Below are 15,619 nucleotides of genomic sequence, written 5' to 3'. Positions count from 1 at the left end.
ATCGGGCATCGGCGGATGTTCGGCGGGATTAATTGCCGGTGAAACCTATTATGATCATCGGATACCAGAGAATATATCATGCAGTCTGAGATTACCGGAGACAATCTCCAGATGGTGACGCTCCGCCTTGCAGAGGGAGAGAGCATCTACGCCGAGGCAGGCGCGATGGTCAACATGAGCGGGAACATGCAGCTGACCACGAATCTGAAGGGCGGACTCTTCAAGGGCTTAAAACGCATGGTCAGCGGGGAAAGCCTCTTCATGACGGAGTTCACCCCGCAGGGGAGCGAGGGGTTCGTCTCGTTCGCCGGCAACATCCCCGGCAAGATCTTCCCGGTCAACCTTGCAAACAGTGAGTTTCTCGCCCAGAAGGATGCGTTCCTCTGCTCGGAGCACGGGATCGATCTCGATATCGCCTTCACCAAGAAACTGCGCTCGGGATTCTTCGGCGGGGAAGGGTTCATCCTCCAGCGCCTCTCCGGGACGGGCATGGCATTCCTCCACTGCTGCGGGGATATCATCGAGATGACCCTCAAGCCCGGCGAGGTCATGAAGGTCGAGACCGGGCTCGTGGTGGGGTTCGAGCCGACCGTCGAGTACAGCATCCAGGTCGCCGGCGGGGTCTCGACCGTCCTCTTCGGCGGGGAAGGCCTCTTCCTGACGACCCTGAAAGGGCCGGGGAAGGTCATCCTGCAGTCGATGGACCTTGCAAAGCTCGCAGCGGCGCTGGTGCCCTACCTCCCGCGGCCGGACACCTCGGGCAGGTGACCGGACGGAAACGATGTCGAAAGAACGATCCGGCCCGACGCCGGCGTCGGACGCCGTTATGGTCGTGCACGGCCCCGAGGCGTTCGACTGCGGCGATGCCGCATGGCTCGCGGGCCGCGTCCGGCCGCGGGAGATGCTGGTCGCCGGCGTGATGGCGCGGTGCGCAGCCCTCGTCTCCGGCCTTCCCGTCCGCTGCACGGACATGCGGCCAAGCAGCCTCCTCGGCAGCCTCGAAGGCCGGGCGTTTCTCGTCAACCGGGGAAAGACACCCGAGTCGGGACGGATCTTCGGCGAGATCGTGGCGGGCCGGACGGACGGGCGCCGGGGGCTCGTCCAGGTGGAGTGCTCAAGCAGAACCATATATCTCTGGAACGGCGGCGACCGCCTGCTCGCAGATGACCTCGCCGCCCTGACCGGGTATACCGTCGTGGAAGCGAACGGCTGCACGCCGGCACCGGAAGGTGTCCGCACCATCCGGGGATGCGTCACCGGCGAAGCGGTCTTTGTGAACGGCATCGTCATCGGGAAGGCGACCGCCGATACCGTGGTGCTGGCCTCCCGGGACGGGCAGGTCGAGGCGGTCTCGGGGCTCGCGGCCAAGCCGCACGGCCTGGAGAAGCTCGGCAGAGCCGGGGCGGTCGATATCACCGCCGCCTGGTGCAAGAGCGGGTCAGTCAGGGCTGCCGCTCCCTCCTCCGGCGATGCGGTCTGCCCCGCCGGGCCGATTGCGGTCATCGACCACTGCGGCCACGCGCTCTACCGGGAGCTCGAGCGGGGCGTCTGCGGGATTCTGAGCATCGGCGACGACACCACCGCCGTCTGCGGCCACATCTGCTCCCACTACGGCATCCCCGTCTTCGGGGTGATCGACGGCGACGCAGACGCGATCGTCACGGCAGGCTACGCACCGGGATCCGTCGTGGTGGAGGTTCTCGACGGCCGGGACGACGACCTCGGCGCCGAGATCGCCGCGGCCCTCGACGAGGAGGCGCCCTGGGACGACTGGGTTGCAGATACCCTCGCCGCCCTTGCAGGCAGGGTGCGGGTCGTCGTCGACCTGCGCGGAGGCGACGATGCGGTGCGCTGAGTGCAAGGGGAGGGGCATGTGCGGCCTCCCGCGCTGCCCGATCACGAGCAGGTTCCACGCCCAGCTCCGGGCAAAACCGAGCGACCACTACATGGGCGGCGCTCCGGCAGTCTTCATCGGCAGCTACGGCTACCCGAAGGTCAGCGGCGGCCCCCTCATGACCGGCGACCTGAATGATCCTCCCGCCTGGGTCGCGCAGGGGATGACCATCGACGATATCGTCGGGCTGCGTGCCCGCACTATCCGGGGCACCTCCGATACCGGGCGGCTCACCGGCAGCCTGCAGGAGATCGCGCTCTCCAGCAGCCCTCTCGACGTCGAGGTCAGGTTCACAAAACCCGTGGGGTTCGACCTGCGGTTCGACGGCACGGTCGCCCCGGTCGGGCTCTCGGGCGCCATCAGGAAGATGGACGTCCTCGACAACGCCCGGGTCGACCGGGCGGTGGACAGGATCACTGCAGACAGCGATCTCGGGGCGGTCGAGGCCTGCACCCTGCTCCACGACTCCGCTATCGACGTCTACCGGATCTCCGAGCTCCTGACCACAGGCCTCCTCGGCAGAAAGCGGCATATCGTCCCGACCCGCTGGGCGATCACGGCGGTCGACGACATGGTCTCGACCCGCCTGAAGAAGGAGATCGTGCGCATGCCCCCCCTCGAGGAGTACCGCGTCTTCTGCGCCGAGATCTACGGGAACCGGATCGTCTGCATCCTCGCTCCCGGCGACTGGCGCTACGAGATGATCGAGATATGGGGGCGCCAATCTCTCTGGGGCGGCGAGACGGAGGCGATCGTCGCCGACGGCGAGGGGCTGAAGAAGCGCGGCTACTCCCCGATCGCGGGCGCTTACTACTCGGCACGCCTGGCGGTCGCCGAGTACCTGGAGAGCATCCGGCGGTCGGCGCGGGTCGTCCTGATCCGCAGCGTCTCGAGCGACTACTGGGCACCGCTCGGCACCTGGGTGATCCGGGAGGCGACCCGGAATGCGATGAAGAACAGTCCGGTCGTCTGCGCCACCCTCGACGAGGCCATCGCCGCTGCATCCCGGCTCGCGGGCTTCTCCCACTGGCTCGGCCACAGCAGGCTCATCCCGCAGATGAAGACGCAGAAGACGCTCTTTGATTTTTCAGGGTGAGGAGCCCGCCCCATTCTTCTGCCGGGCGTACCGGTCCCGGATGCCGTCCAGCGTCTCGACCTCGTCCACGCCCTTGTCGACGCGGAGGCGGACGAAGCGCGGGAACCGGAGCGCATACCCGCTGCTGTAGTTCGGGCTCGTCTGGATCTCGGCGTAACCTACCTCGAAGACGACCTGCGGCTCGAACGTCACCTCTTTTCCCGAACCCGCGATGACGAGATCCTTCAGGAGGGCGTGCACCTCGGCGAGCATCTCGTCCGAAAGACCCGTCGCCACCTTCCCGACCGGGAGGAGCCGGCCGGCCTCGTCCCGGCACGCCAGCAGGAACGACCCGAAAACCCCTGTTCGCCGCCCTTCGCCCCACTCCGCTCCGATGACGGCGAGGTCCAGCGTGTCCACACCCGGTTTCACCTTCACCCACTGCCGCCCCCGGATGCCGGGGAGATAACGCGACTCGAGCACCTTCACCATCACGCCCTCGTGCCCCTGGTCAAGCGCCCGGGCGTAGATCTCCTCCGCCGCGGCGGCGTCGTGTGTCCTGACCTGCGGGGCAACGTGATCGGCGAGCACCTCTTCGAGGATGCGGCGGCGCTCGGAGAGAGGGCGGTCGATCAGCGTCTCCCCGTCGAGGTAGAGGATATCGAAGACCCGCGGGACCAGCATGATCTCCTCCATCATCGCATCGACCTGGTGCTTGCGCCGGAACCGCCTGATGACGTACTGGAAGGGCATCGGACGGCCGTCCTTGACGGCGATCGCCTCGCCGTCGAGGATGATGTCACGGTCGGTGGCCGCCATGAGGTGCCGGGCGATGTCGGGAAGGCCGACCGTCACGTCCTCAAGCCTCCGGGAGTAGATGCGACATTCGTCGCCCTTCCGGTGGAACTGGAACCGGCTGCCGTCGTACTTGTATTCCACCGCCACGTCCCCGTACTCCTCGATCCGTTCCGCGATCGTTCCCTGCTGGGCGAGCATCATCTTCACCGGCCGGAAGACCTCGATCTCTACCTCCTGCAGGGCATCGGGCCCTTTCCGGGCAACCAGGGCGACCTCGCCGAGGTCGCCCGCCGCCTGGTGCGCGTGCTCGACGAGGGCGACGTCGACACCGAACGCCTTTGCAATGGCGTCGCGGACGTTCCCCTCGCCCATCCCGATCCGGAGTTCCTCCAGCATCAGCCGCGCAAGGTAGCGCCCCTCAAGCGGCCTCGCGTTCCCGAAGAGTTTCCGGGCGACCAGCAGTTTTCCCCGCTGCGACCTGTGCCCCCCGGCGACGGCCATCCGCTCAAAGTCGCGGTAGACCTCGACGAGGTCGAGTTCCTCGATGAAGAACGACTGCTGCTCTTTGGTGGCGAGCAGGCCTTCGACGGCGAGGCCGACGTCGCCGAGGGTGTTGATCGCCTCGCGCACCGCTCCCTTCCTGGCCCCTGCCACGTAGGCGACTGCATCGTAGAGGAGGTTTGGGCCGATCCCGAGCTTGAGCGGGCTCCAGTCGGGAAAGACCCGCCCCATAATGAACCGCACAAATATCGGGAGTTCCTCATCGGTGAGCGACGGGAGAACCCTGCTTACGGTGTCGATCATCTCAAGGCGCCCCGAAATGCCTTCGAGCTGCTCGCAATACCGAGAAAACTCCATAAATAGCATGACCTAACTCAGATCGATCTTGGCCGGGAAGGCAATTAATCTCTTGTATCTCTGACGAGGCCGGTGTATGGAGCCGTTCGGCCGGCTGCGGCGTCAGGGTCTGCGCCGGGCATCCCGCATACAGGACCGGTGCAGGGTATCCTCATGGATCGGGGGAGGGCACGACCCGTCGTCACCTGCACGAGGAGGTGCGGTTGTTTCCAGACGCGAATGAGAAATACTATGCTCTTGTCGGGAGATCATCTTCTATAATGGCTACGCCGTGGCAGCCGGAAGCTATCCAGAACCGGAGGCTCGAACAGCTGAAGGCTTCCATGAACGAGTACATCGAGAGGAGCATCGATAAGATCGAGGGGAACCTCCCCGTCTTCTTCGGGCACGTGGCGGCCACGCTCGACAAATCGTTCCCGTCGCTTCCCGACCGGACGTACGACGAGTTCATCGACGCGATCACCTTAACATTGCTGAACACGACCCGCCAGCAGCCGAACGTGGAGTTTCTGGAGAAGGTGCTCCGCCACGCCATGGGGAACAAACGGCGGCGGCAGGGGCGGGCGACGCTCGACATCATCGCGGGCCTGAAACTCATCAGCAGCGGCAACTACAGTCAGGGGCTTGAGTATCTGCTGAAGTACCGGAACATAGACGCCCGCATCAACACGACCATAGCCTACTGTTTTTACCGGCAGGGCAGCCATCGGATACAGACAAACCAGCCGGCGAAGGCTGCGCAGCCCCGGGATATGGAACTGCACGCCCGTGAAGAGATGATCGCCCTGATCCGGGCAAACCCCCCGGTCAACCGCCTGAAGATCTTCAACTACAGAGACTCGCAACTGGACAAGATCTTCTGGCATATGCACGGGCGTGCGCTCGAGTGGTTCCCGAGCGAGCCTGCGTTTCTCCGTCTCGGGATCCGGAAAGCCCGGGTCGACGGCGACCTCCAGCGGCGCAGGCACCTGATTGCACTTGCGACGGAGCGGTTCCACGACGACAAGCAGTTCCTGATAGAGGCATACACCTTCGAGATCGAGCAGCGCAACGGCATCGGTGCGGCCGGCATCGTCAAGCAGATGATGCAGCAGTATCCCGACGACCGCGAGCCCATCTACTTCGGCATGAAACTCGCCATCTTCGGGGCGCAGGCGTCGTCGTACTACAGCTTCAGGAAGCTCGCGATCCTGAAAGAGTTCCCGGAACGGCTTCTTCTGCTCCTGGATACCGCCTTCGAGCTTATGTGCGGGCGGCAGAGCGAAGCGGCTCTCTGCTACGAGGAGGCGAAGAAGACCTTCAGCCGGCGGAACCACTATGCGGCGGCACTGGAGTACATCTTCCGCGACACCCTCGACAGCGACGCGGAGCGGGCAAAACGGGCGAAGGGGAGTTTTATCGCATCGATCGATCATTACTGCATGCAGACGCTTGGCATCGCTCAGGACTGACCGGCGCCGCAAGACCGATAAACCTCCTTGCCGATCCTTCACCTATGCGGATTCTTGCAATCGGTGCACACCAGGACGACCCCGATATCGGGTGCGGAGGAAGCCTGATCCTCCACGCCGACGCCGGCGACGACGTAACCCTGGTCTACGCCACGGACGGAGCGGCAGGCTCTCCTGACATCCCAAAAGAGCAACTTGCACCCCTCCGCAGGGCTGAAGCCGAGCGTTCTGCGGCGGTTCTGGGTGCGCAGAGACTGGTTTTTCTTCCGTTCAGCGACGGGCAGCTCGCGTATGCGGGCTATGACCTGGTGACGGAGCTCGGCCGGCTCCTCCGGTCGGAGCGGCCGGAGATCGTCTATGTGCACCACCCCGGCGACGCTCACCCCGACCACCGTGCTCTCGCTGCGGCAACCCTGGACGCCTGCCGCAGGGCGTCGACGCCGTACTTCCAGGAGATGGGCCTCGGACGGCATACGGCCACCGAGATCCGGCTCTATGAGGTCTGGACACCGCTCCATGAGTATCGCCGCGCGATCGACATCTCGGCGGTCATCGACCGGAAGACGGAGGCGATCCGGCAGCACCGCAGCCAGCTTGCGCTCACCCCCTACGACGCGGTCGCCGCAGGGCTTGCCCGGTACCGGAGCGTCGCCGTCAGGGGTAGCACGCATGCGGAGGTTTTCGATACCGCCAGGGCGACGTGGTGATCCTACCGCCGGGCTGCAGAAGACGGATCGGGTGCGGATGAAACCGCGTGTACACGACAAGTTTCCAGCCTGAAGGCTTAAATTTCGCTTAAATTTTATTTAACGAATTTAAAATGAGATAGAAGAGCGATGCCTATATGTAGACGAACACGCAACAATTCACTATTGACCGTGACATCGCATCTCATCGATGAACTGCCGTGCGGCGTTGTATACACGGACGAAAGACAGGCGATCCGGTTTGTAAACCGTGTTGCAGAAGCCCTGCTGGGGATTCACCGGAACCGTGTGCTGGGGATGCCCGCAGGAGCGTTCTTCACCCGCTACGTCGCCCCGCATCTCACCGGAGAGGGGATGCATCCGGAGGAGATCGCAGATGCGCTCCGCTCGGGCCGCGACGTTCCGGCAACGCCGCTCCTCGTCACCGGCACGTCCGGGAGGGGCTGCCGGGCTGAGTATGCAAGCCGTATCGTCGGTGACGGGGCTCTGGGCGGCGCCCGTCTCGACACCTATACCCTGCCGGGGGCGCAGGAGCGCAGGGCATCGTCGGGGGTCGACCGGGATCTCTTCGCATCCATGCTGGAAAACGCCCCATACGCCCTTCTGCTCGTTGATGCAGACGGAAAATGCCTGTACGCGAACCGCACCTTCACCGGGATCACCGCATACACAACCGAGGATGTCCCGGACCTGGCGCGCTGGTTTGCACGGGCGCACCCGAATCCGGCCTACCGGACACGGGTGCTGGAGACGTGGGACGAGCAGATCATCAGGAACCGGGTGAGCGCATCTTTCAGCGTCGTCTGCAGGGACGGCAGGATCCGGGAGATCGAGATCCGGGCAACGGAACTGGACTACGGCATGCATCTCCTCACCCTCCTCGATGTAACCGAGCGCACTGCAGTCGCGGAGCAGCTCGTGCAGACGGCGGCCGAACTGCAGGCGGTCATCGATGCATTCCCTGACCTGTACCTCCGCGTGAACTTCGACGGCACCATCCTCGATTTCAGGATGGGAGAAGCGACCGATCTCGAAGTCGCCCCCCAGTTCCTGCTGGGGAGAAGGCTCCGCGACATTCTGCCCGAAGAGACCGCGCTCACCCTGCAGACGGCCATCGTCAGGGTGCTGGACGCCGACGCACCGGCATCGCTGGAGTTTGCACTCCCGATCACGGGCGGGCAGCGGAGTTTTGAGGCGCGGCTTGTCCCCCTCCGCGAACGGCAGCTGATGGTCATCCTCCGGGATATCACCGAACGGCGATGCGCCGAAGAGGAACTGCGCCGCTACCGGGAGCACCTTGAGGAACTGGTGCAGGAGCGTACCGCGGAACTGGAAGCCGCAAACCAGCAGCTCCGCCGCCTGCTCCACTACATCGAGATGACCGAACGGAAAGCAGCAGAGGATTCGCTCCGGCAGTGCGATGCGATCTGCCCCGACGACAGCATCGCTCCGGAGGACGGGGTCATCACCACCGACCTGGCGGGTGAGATCGTCCTCATCAATGCCGTGGCAGAAGATCTGACCGGGTTCTCCCGGGAAGAGGCCACCGGCCGGACGATCGACGATGTCGTTGTCCTGATCGGGGAAGATTCCAGGGACCTCTTCGCCGCCGGTGCGGCGGAGAAAGAGGCGGTCATCGCCGCAAAAGATGGTTCGCACCGCACCGTTATCCTCGCAGGCGAACCGGTTCTCGATGCCGACGGGGCAGCGATCGGGTTTATTCTGACACTTCGTGCGATCCGGTGAAGGATCAGAGCCGAATCCCGCACGAAGCGCTCATCTTCTCGGCCGGATTCTGCGGGGCAACGGTGATCTCCGTCGCATCGATGCAGTGCCCGAGCCGCTCCTGTGCGCTCGACAGGGCTTTTTCAGGCGTGTTGTTCACCTCGGAGAGATGCGCCAGGAGCACGCCGTGTACCCTCTCGGCCAGCGTCTGCAGACAGCACGCGGCGGCGGCGTTGGAGAGGTGGCCGCGGCTGGAGCGGATCCGCTGCTTCAGGTAGAACGGGTAGGGGCCGTTCTCGAGCATATCGGGGCAGTGGTTGCTCTCGAGGAGAACGGCGTCGCAGGAACTGAGCCGCTCCAGCATCGCGGGCGTGACGATGCCGGTATCGGTGCAGCATCCGACCTTGAGATCACCCTCGCCGATGCAGAACCCGCAGGGCTCCCGGGCATCGTGGGACGTGGCGAACGGTTCGATGGTAAAGTCACCGAACGAAAACGCATCGCCTGACCTGCACCGCCGGGCCGTGACCCTTCCCCGGTCTCCATACTTGTTGAAGAAGGCTGCCAGCGTCCCCTCGGTGGCGATGAGCGGTATCCCGAGCCTGCGCGCCAGCACGTCCGCGCCGCGGAGGTGGTCGGAGTGTTCGTGAGTGAGCAGAATAGCCTCTATCCTGCGCTCATCCCCGCCTGCACGGGCAAGCCGTCTGAGGAGCTCCCGTGCGCTCAGCCCCGCGTCGATGAGGAGGGCCCCGTTCTCACCGCTGAGGTAGGCGCAGTTTCCTTTGCTTCCGCTGGCGAGGATGGTCAATTCCATTGCTACAAAGTTTGGCTCTCCGGAAATTTAAAGACATATAACCCGGCAAGCCGCAAAAGAAAAGAGCCAGCGGTGCAAACCATCTCACTGGAGAGCACCGTTTCATGACTCGCGGGAGCTGGAATACCCCTTTTCATGCGGCCATCCCGACGCTCGGGACCGATCGGATCAGGGTCGACCACGCAGCGGTGCGCGACCTCGTCACAGCCTACATGGTCAGGTCGCTCGACGAGACGGCGCTCCGGTTCAGCCTCCCGGTGCTGCTCGACGGCTACCGCCCGGGCGCGGGCGCCGACGGCGCCGTCGGGGTGCTGATCGAGGCGATAAAGGCACGCGTGCACCGCGAACCGGGTCTTGGCTCCATCGCCGGCATCGGCACCCTGCATCCCGGCCACTGCCTCCCGAACATCGAACCGGTCACCGTCACGGAGACGGCGGGCGCCATCGGAACCAACCTCTGGCGGCCGGACAACCTGAACCGCCTGGACGATGAGGGGCTGCACCTGGTCGTCCGGGGAGCGGTCCCATACCCCGGGCATCCGTCGCCGGAAGCGGCCGGGGAGGTCGCCGATCTCCTGCAAGCGCTTCTGGAAGCGATCGAACAGACCACCGGACGCGTCCCGGAGAGCCGCCTGGCGGCAGCCCGGGCACTCTCGGCAGACCAGAAAGACCTCCGGCAGCGGCTGCCCACGCTCGGGCTCGTGGCCTTCGTCGGCGACGGCGTGCGCCCGGCACGGCGATTCACGCACCTTCGCTGCCACCACCGCATCGCGGGCTCAAAAGAGGGGGTGCACGTTCCGTTCTCCTGCCCGAAGGAGCTGGACCCTGTCGAGGTCGAACTCGCCGGGAGCGGGAGGGTGATCACCGGCCTCGGCATCCGCCGGCGCGAGGTCTTCGCAGTCGCGGGATCGAACGCCGAAGGGAAGAGCACATTCCTCCACGCCGTCACCGCCGGAGCGGACGACCACGCGGCAGGCGACGGGCGCGAGTACCTGGTGAGCGTCCCCGGGATCGCCCGGGCGGAGGCGAGCGAGCGCGACCTTGCCGGCGCGGACGTCAGCCTCTTCTTCAAAAGCCTCCCTCCCGGCATCGGGGGCACGCCGCAGGCGGTCTACGGCCGGGGAAGCGGGTCGGTGGTGATGGCGCACGAGCTGCAGACGGCGGTCCGGAAACAGGCGCCCCTGCTGATCTTCGACGAAGACCGTTCGGCGACGAACCTCCTCGTCCCGGGGTGCCTGCAGAGCGGCGACGTGACGCCGCTTGCGACCCTGCTCGCGGCCCGCCGCGACCTGCTCGGCGAGACGGCGCTGCTCTTTGCGGCAAGTTCGCTCGACGTCCTGATCGCCCGGGCCGACCGGATCCTGACGCTTGACGGGCACCGGGCGGGAGCAATCGGGACGGAGGAGTTCCGGATGCGGATGCGCCGCCACCTTGCGGAGATGCTCGACTCGCTCGGGGACGGCGGTGCAGAAGAAGAGTGAGTGGGGGATCAGGCGTTCCCGCCCGGAAAGACGTGGGCGGCAGTCGCTTTGAACGCGATGTACACGCCATCGCCGACATCAAGCCCGGTCTCCTCGAACCCCTGCCGGGTCAGCGCGACGATGAACTCCGTCCCGGCATCGACCGTGAGCCTGACGACCGCACCGACGTGCAAAACGTCCCGGATCGTTCCCGGGAATGCGTTCCGGACCGGCGAAGCCAGGGGTTCGGTCGAGATCAGGATATCCTCCGGGCGCACGGAGACGTAGACATCCCCCTCCTCCGCCGGATGTGCCCGGATCTCGAGGCCGTCGACGGTGACGACGGCGAGACCGTCCGTGACGGTGGAGACGCCCTTAAAGACGTTCGTCGCACCTACGAAGTCGGCAACGAACCGGTCTTTCGGCTTCCTAAAGATCTCCTCGGGTTTACCCACCTGGACGATCCTGCCCTGGTTCATGATGGCGACGCGGTCGGCAAGGTCGAAGACCTCCTCGAAGTTGTGCGTGATGTGAATGACCGTCGTCTTCGTGATGGCGTGCAGGGATTTGAGTTCTCTCCTGAGAAGCTCGCGGGTCTTCGCATCCAGCGCGCTTAAGGGTTCGTCCAGGAGGAGCGCACGCGGGCTCATCACCATCGCCCGGGCGATTGCAGCCCGCTGCTGCTCACCGCCGGAGAGTGTCCCCGGGTAGCGGTGGAGCAGGTGCGCGATGTTCAGCATCGTCGCGTACTTCATAACCGCTTCGCGGATCTCCCCGGCGGGAACCTTCTTTGATTTGAGGCCGAACCCGATGTTCTCCTCGACCGTCAGGTGCGGGAAGAGCATGTAGTCCTGATAGACCATGCAGATGTTCCGGTCTCTCGGCGCCGCATCGGTGATCTCGCGCCCGTCCAGGTAGATCTCCCCGCTGTCCGACTCGTAGATCCCGGCAACCGTCTCGAGGAGGATCGTCTTTCCCGCCCCGGTCGGGCCGATGATCACCAGGTACTCGCCGTCCTGAATCTCAAGCGAGACGTTGTCAAGGAAGAATTCACCCATATCCTTTGATACGTTTGCTATCTGCAGCATTGTTGATCCACCCCTACAGGCGCCCCCATCCGCCGTAGCGTTCGAAGACGTAGAGCGAGACGACGCTGATGGCGATCAGGATCGTCGCCGCCGAGATGGCGAGGTTCAGCTTCCCGCACGACATGTTCAGGAAGAGAGAGATCGGCAGTGTCTCGGTCACCATGCGGGTCGCCCCGGCGATCATCAGCGCGGCACCGAACTCACCGATGCCCTTCGCCCAGGTGATCACCGAACCCGCAAGGAACCCGTTCGCGGCCATCGGCAACGTGACGCGCCAGAGCGCCTGGGTATCGGTGCACCCGAGCGTCTTTGCCACGTACTCGTACCGGGGGCTGATCCCCTCGAAGGTGGAGCGCATGATCCGCAGCATAAAGGGGACGTTGACAAAGAACTGCGCGACGATGATCCCAAGAGGCGTAAAGACGAAGACCAGTCCCGCCATCGCCAGCGCCTCTCCGATCGGGCTCGCACCGAAGAAGAGCAGCAGCCCGACACCCGCCACCAGCGGCGGGAGCGCGAGCGGCATGTCGAGGATCGTGTTGACGGCGTGCTTCCCGAAGAAGTCGTAGCGTGCAAGGGCATACGCCGCCGGAACGCCGATCAGGATACAGAGGACCGTTGAGACGAGCGACGTTGCCAGGCTCAGGTAGATGGCGAACCGGATCTCGGAAGAGAGGAGCGAGGAGATGAGGCCGTCCAGCGTCGGGTGACTCACCACCAGGAGCAGGAGCACGACGATGAACAGGGCAAGCCCGACGCCTGCGCCGATGGTGACGGCCTTCAGCGGCGAGCGCAGATACGCGCTCACCGGTTCGTCCTCTCACGGTCCCGCAGCGCTCTCGGCGTGCTGTTCCACTCCGCGATGTCGTCGATGTGCTGGTCGTCGACCCACCCGCTCTGCACCTCTTCGCGGTGATCGAACCGGTGAACGTAGGGCTTGATATCGAGGAGCGGTGTTCCGTTGAGGACGTCCACTCCCTTGATCTCGAGCACGTTCCCGTTCACGCCGAGCAGCCTGACGATGGAGAGGCCGATGGGGTTCGGGCGGTTGAAATGCCTGATGGCAAAGATGCCGCGTGCCTTCTTCCCGTCCAGGAACGGTTTCTGGAGGAGGGTGCACCCGGTCGCCCGGTCGAAGTGGTACAGCAGGATGAGGTGGGAGAAGGCTTCGATGTCTGCGAGCCCTTCGGCAAACTCGGGGAAAACCTCCACTCTGCCCACGGATTCGTTGAAGATACCCTGGATCGGCGTCTCCTCCTGTTCGTTGAACTCTGAATGAATGATACCTATCGGTCGGTACTGGATCTCCATGTCTTTCACGTCCTGAATGTTCCTGCTCATGGTTATGATCATCCACGTTCGAAGATTTCTCTCAGACTGTCCCGTAGTAGTCGTCGGGGTAGGTCGTGAACCCGTGTGCAGTGAAGATTGCCTTGCCCTCATCGGACGAGACGAAGGCAACGAAGTTCTCGGCGAGCTCCGTCTGATCGGAGAAGGTCAGGGTGCCGATCGGGACGACCTTGACGATGTTCTGCTCCTTCGGGATCATGATCAGATCGAGCTTCTCGCTGTTATAGAGGTCTTCCCAGACGATCGCGGCGTCCGCCTGTCCGAGTGCGGTGTGGACGATGAGCTCGTTCACGGTGGCCGTGCGGGCGACGGTGTTGGCAAAGACCTCGTCCTTGATGCCGTTTTTGTCGAGCAGTTTGCCCGAGAGCTTGCCGATTGCACAGGCCTCAGGGTCGCCGAGCTCCACCCGGACTCCGGGCTTTGCGAGATCGGCAAGACAGGTGATGTTCGCCGGATTGCCCTTCGGCACGATGATCGCCGGAACGTGATACACAACGAGCTCTTCCTTCCCGACAAAGCCCTTCTCGCGGGCGGCATCGATATACGAGGTCGCGCCCGGCATGTAGACGTCGCCCTGCTTGACGAGTTCCATCTGCGAGAGCAGCGCGTTCGAACCGCCGAAGTTGTAGTTCACGGCAGCACCGTACTTCTCCGTAAAGGCGGTGGCGATCTCCTCCATCGGCTCGCGCATGCCGGCACCGCAGTAGACGAGAAGCGATGCCGATTCCCCGGTGGTCTCGGTCTGCTCAGTTGTCGTTGCAGGCCCGGTGCATCCGCAGACGAAGACGGACGCACAGGTAATTAGCAGCAGCATGAAAACAACCTGTTTTAGATGCATAAAAGAGGTTGACCAACTCCATATGATAACTGTTTATATTGAAGCACATCTTCAATGTACTTAAATTAAATTTATTTAATTAACATATTATACAGGCGGCGCAGATTTCACGAGCGTGCGGAGCCGGAAAAATTCCTTAAAAGCCCGATATAAGCCATTAAGAACCGATGCAGCAGCTATTGCACCCGTTTCCGGAAAGAACCGAACCCCAGATTCACGACAGCGAGACCCCACAGTGCTGCAGCATTCCTGCCGGTTCCGAAATCAACAAACCTCATTACCACCTACAGACTACCCGAACGAGGAGAACGATGGCATCGCAATCCCGCCCGGGAATCGGCACCGACGGCTTCAGGTTCACGATCGAGGAGATCGCGGGCGGACTCGGCGATATCGGCACCATCTTCCCCATCGTCCTCGGCGTCGCCCTCGTCTCGGACGTCAATATCAGCCACATCTTCCTCTTCATGGCCGCCTGGTACATCATCGCCGGGCTCTACTACCGCCTGCCGATCCCCATCGAACCGATGAAGGCCATCGGGGCGATCGTCATCGCCGAAGGGATAACCGGGGACGTGATCGCGGCAGCGGGGATCACTGTCGGGATCATCTTCTTCCTCCTCGGCGTCGTCGGCGGCATGGAGCGTATCCGGCGGTGGATCCCGCAGAGCGTCATCCGCGGCGTTCAGGCAGGGCTTGCCCTCCTGCTGCTCCGGACATCGCTCGGCTATATCATCGACGATCTTTCGTTCGCCCTGCTCTCGATCGCCATCATCCTCGCGTTCTTTATAGCCGCACAGCGCACACGGGTGCCGGACATCGCGGCCCTGGTCGTGATCGCGATCGGCCTGTCCGCCGGGATCCTCACCCAGGGATTTCCGCCGCTCCGCCTCATTCCTCTCCCGCACCTGATCGTCCCCACCGCGGCGGACTTCCTCGCGGGAAGCTGGGACCTTGCACTTCCGCAGATCCCCCTGACGCTGGCGAACGCCATCCTCGCGACCTCACTCCTGACGATAGACCTCTTCGGAAAAGAGGTCAAACCCGACCGCCTCTCCCGGACGATCGGCCTGATGAACCTGGTCTCGACACCCCTCGGCGGGTTCCCGATGTGCCACGGTGCCGGGGGGATGGCAGCCCAGTACCGGTTCGGTGCCCGCACCGGTGGAGCGAACATCGCCGCAGGCCTTTTCATCCTCGCCTTCGCCCTGCTCTTCGCGCCTCCCGAGGTGCTGACCCTGATCCCGATCGGTATCTTCGGCGGGCTGCTGGTCTTTGTCGCGATCGAGCTCGGGAAGCACAGCATCAAGACCGATTCCTACATCGTCACGGCAGTGATCGCGATCCTGACCCTGGCGGTCGGGCTCACGGTCGCGTTCATCGCCGGCATGGCGCTCGCCTACGCCCTGCAGCGGTGGCATCAGGGAACGGGCGGATCACCGGAGGACTGACACCCGTCCGCGCGGCCCGTTCCGCCGGCAGGGCCGCCGTGACGAGGCCGGGCAGAGGTGCATGCCGCCACACCACCTTTCTCAAAACAGCACAGGCGGGGTCGGATCTG

14 protein-coding genes are annotated in these 15,619 nt (G+C 64.0%); 8 read left to right on the top strand and 6 right to left on the bottom strand.

What is annotated here, in order from left to right; translation table 11 throughout:
• The first annotated feature begins 78 nt into the window (after positions 1-78).
• Genes FGU65_RS12335 through FGU65_RS12325 form a run of 3 tightly spaced genes read left to right on the top strand, consistent with a single transcriptional unit; the run spans position 79 to position 2,990 of the window.
• The gene (locus FGU65_RS12335; protein WP_301664780.1) at positions 79-768 is read left to right on the top strand and encodes a TIGR00266 family protein; all 690 of its coding nucleotides are present in this window, start codon (positions 79-81) and stop codon (positions 766-768) included.
• Between the two features lie 13 nt (positions 769-781).
• Positions 782-1,855 carry a DUF2117 domain-containing protein gene (locus FGU65_RS12330; RefSeq protein ID WP_301664779.1) on the top strand — a complete coding sequence of 358 codons (1,074 nt, stop codon included), beginning with the start codon at positions 782-784 and terminating at the stop codon, positions 1,853-1,855.
• Entirely contained in the window at positions 1,842-2,990 is a 1,149-nt protein-coding gene (locus tag FGU65_RS12325) for a hypothetical protein (protein ID WP_301664777.1), read from the top strand. The genes FGU65_RS12330 and FGU65_RS12325 overlap by 14 nt, the downstream gene beginning before the upstream one ends.
• Here FGU65_RS12325 and FGU65_RS12320 read toward each other — a convergent pair.
• Positions 2,982-4,634, bottom strand: a complete 1,653-nt coding sequence (locus FGU65_RS12320) for an ATP-dependent DNA ligase (protein WP_301664776.1) — start codon at positions 4,632-4,634, stop codon at positions 2,982-2,984. The genes FGU65_RS12325 and FGU65_RS12320 overlap by 9 nt on opposite strands.
• A gap of 251 nt (positions 4,635-4,885) precedes the next feature.
• On the opposite strand from FGU65_RS12320, the gene FGU65_RS12315 reads away from it, so the two are divergent.
• From FGU65_RS12315 to FGU65_RS12305, 3 genes are all read left to right on the top strand, one after another.
• Positions 4,886-6,076, top strand: coding sequence for a hypothetical protein (locus tag FGU65_RS12315; protein ID WP_301664775.1), 1,191 nt, complete (start codon positions 4,886-4,888; stop codon positions 6,074-6,076).
• A 44-nt stretch (positions 6,077-6,120) separates the two neighbouring features.
• On the top strand, positions 6,121-6,783 hold the full coding sequence (locus FGU65_RS12310) for a PIG-L deacetylase family protein (RefSeq protein ID WP_301664774.1): 663 nt from the start codon (positions 6,121-6,123) through the stop codon (positions 6,781-6,783).
• 171 nt (positions 6,784-6,954) lie between these two features.
• Positions 6,955-8,529 (top strand): PAS domain S-box protein, encoded by a 1,575-nt coding sequence (locus FGU65_RS12305; protein WP_301664827.1) that lies wholly within the window; start codon positions 6,955-6,957, stop codon positions 8,527-8,529.
• A gap of 4 nt (positions 8,530-8,533) precedes the next feature.
• Here the strand turns inward: FGU65_RS12305 and FGU65_RS12300 are convergent, their stop codons facing one another.
• Positions 8,534-9,322 (bottom strand): MBL fold metallo-hydrolase, encoded by a 789-nt coding sequence (locus FGU65_RS12300; RefSeq protein ID WP_301664773.1) that lies wholly within the window; start codon positions 9,320-9,322, stop codon positions 8,534-8,536.
• 104 nt (positions 9,323-9,426) lie between these two features.
• Here FGU65_RS12300 and FGU65_RS12295 point away from each other — a divergent pair, with 104 nt between their 5' ends.
• Positions 9,427-10,803: a P-loop domain-containing protein gene (locus tag FGU65_RS12295; RefSeq protein WP_301664772.1), complete on the top strand. Its 1,377-nt coding sequence runs from the start codon at positions 9,427-9,429 to the stop codon at positions 10,801-10,803.
• 8 nt (positions 10,804-10,811) lie between these two features.
• Here the strand turns inward: FGU65_RS12295 and wtpC are convergent, their stop codons facing one another.
• Genes wtpC through modA form a run of 4 tightly spaced genes read right to left on the bottom strand, consistent with a single transcriptional unit; the run spans position 10,812 to position 14,034 of the window.
• Positions 10,812-11,870 (bottom strand): tungstate ABC transporter ATP-binding protein WtpC, encoded by a 1,059-nt coding sequence (wtpC, locus tag FGU65_RS12290; RefSeq protein ID WP_301664771.1) that lies wholly within the window; start codon positions 11,868-11,870, stop codon positions 10,812-10,814.
• A 13-nt stretch (positions 11,871-11,883) separates the two neighbouring features.
• Positions 11,884-12,678 (bottom strand): ABC transporter permease, encoded by a 795-nt coding sequence (locus tag FGU65_RS12285; protein ID WP_301664770.1) that lies wholly within the window; start codon positions 12,676-12,678, stop codon positions 11,884-11,886.
• Positions 12,675-13,211, bottom strand: a complete 537-nt coding sequence (tsaA, locus tag FGU65_RS12280) for a tRNA (N6-threonylcarbamoyladenosine(37)-N6)-methyltransferase TrmO (protein WP_301664769.1) — start codon at positions 13,209-13,211, stop codon at positions 12,675-12,677. The genes FGU65_RS12285 and tsaA overlap by 4 nt, the downstream gene beginning before the upstream one ends.
• A 31-nt stretch (positions 13,212-13,242) precedes the next feature.
• On the bottom strand, positions 13,243-14,034 hold the full coding sequence (gene modA / locus FGU65_RS12275) for a molybdate ABC transporter substrate-binding protein (protein WP_301664768.1): 792 nt from the start codon (positions 14,032-14,034) through the stop codon (positions 13,243-13,245).
• A 335-nt stretch (positions 14,035-14,369) separates the two neighbouring features.
• Between modA and FGU65_RS12270 the strand changes: the two genes are divergently transcribed.
• Complete coding sequence (locus FGU65_RS12270) at positions 14,370-15,509, top strand: putative sulfate/molybdate transporter (protein ID WP_301664767.1); 1,140 nt, start codon at positions 14,370-14,372, stop codon at positions 15,507-15,509.
• Positions 15,510-15,619: the final 110 nt, after the last annotated feature.

The sequence above is a fragment of the Methanoculleus frigidifontis genome, assembly GCF_030464345.1.
GTDB classification, from domain to species: domain Archaea; phylum Halobacteriota; class Methanomicrobia; order Methanomicrobiales; family Methanoculleaceae; genus Methanoculleus_A; species Methanoculleus_A frigidifontis.
This window is presented reverse-complemented; position numbering and strand designations above follow the sequence as displayed.

Excerpts from the sequence above, each read along its gene's own strand:
- FGU65_RS12335 (WP_301664780.1), top strand. The coding sequence starts at position 79 with ATGCAGTCTGAGATTACCGGAGACAATCTCCAGATGGTGACGCTCCGC.
- FGU65_RS12330 (WP_301664779.1), top strand. The coding sequence starts at position 782 with ATGTCGAAAGAACGATCCGGCCCGACGCCGGCGTCGGACGCCGTTATG.
- FGU65_RS12325 (WP_301664777.1), top strand. The coding sequence starts at position 1,842 with ATGCGGTGCGCTGAGTGCAAGGGGAGGGGCATGTGCGGCCTCCCGCGC.
- FGU65_RS12320 (WP_301664776.1), bottom strand. The coding sequence starts at position 4,634 with ATGCTATTTATGGAGTTTTCTCGGTATTGCGAGCAGCTCGAAGGCATT.
- FGU65_RS12315 (WP_301664775.1), top strand. The coding sequence starts at position 4,886 with ATGGCTACGCCGTGGCAGCCGGAAGCTATCCAGAACCGGAGGCTCGAA.
- FGU65_RS12310 (WP_301664774.1), top strand. The coding sequence starts at position 6,121 with ATGCGGATTCTTGCAATCGGTGCACACCAGGACGACCCCGATATCGGG.
- FGU65_RS12300 (WP_301664773.1), bottom strand. The coding sequence starts at position 9,322 with ATGGAATTGACCATCCTCGCCAGCGGAAGCAAAGGAAACTGCGCCTAC.
- FGU65_RS12295 (WP_301664772.1), top strand. The coding sequence starts at position 9,427 with ATGACTCGCGGGAGCTGGAATACCCCTTTTCATGCGGCCATCCCGACG.
- wtpC (WP_301664771.1), bottom strand. The coding sequence starts at position 11,870 with ATGCTGCAGATAGCAAACGTATCAAAGGATATGGGTGAATTCTTCCTT.
- tsaA (WP_301664769.1), bottom strand. The coding sequence starts at position 13,211 with ATGAGCAGGAACATTCAGGACGTGAAAGACATGGAGATCCAGTACCGA.
- modA (WP_301664768.1), bottom strand. The coding sequence starts at position 14,034 with ATGCTGCTGCTAATTACCTGTGCGTCCGTCTTCGTCTGCGGATGCACC.
- FGU65_RS12270 (WP_301664767.1), top strand. The coding sequence starts at position 14,370 with ATGGCATCGCAATCCCGCCCGGGAATCGGCACCGACGGCTTCAGGTTC.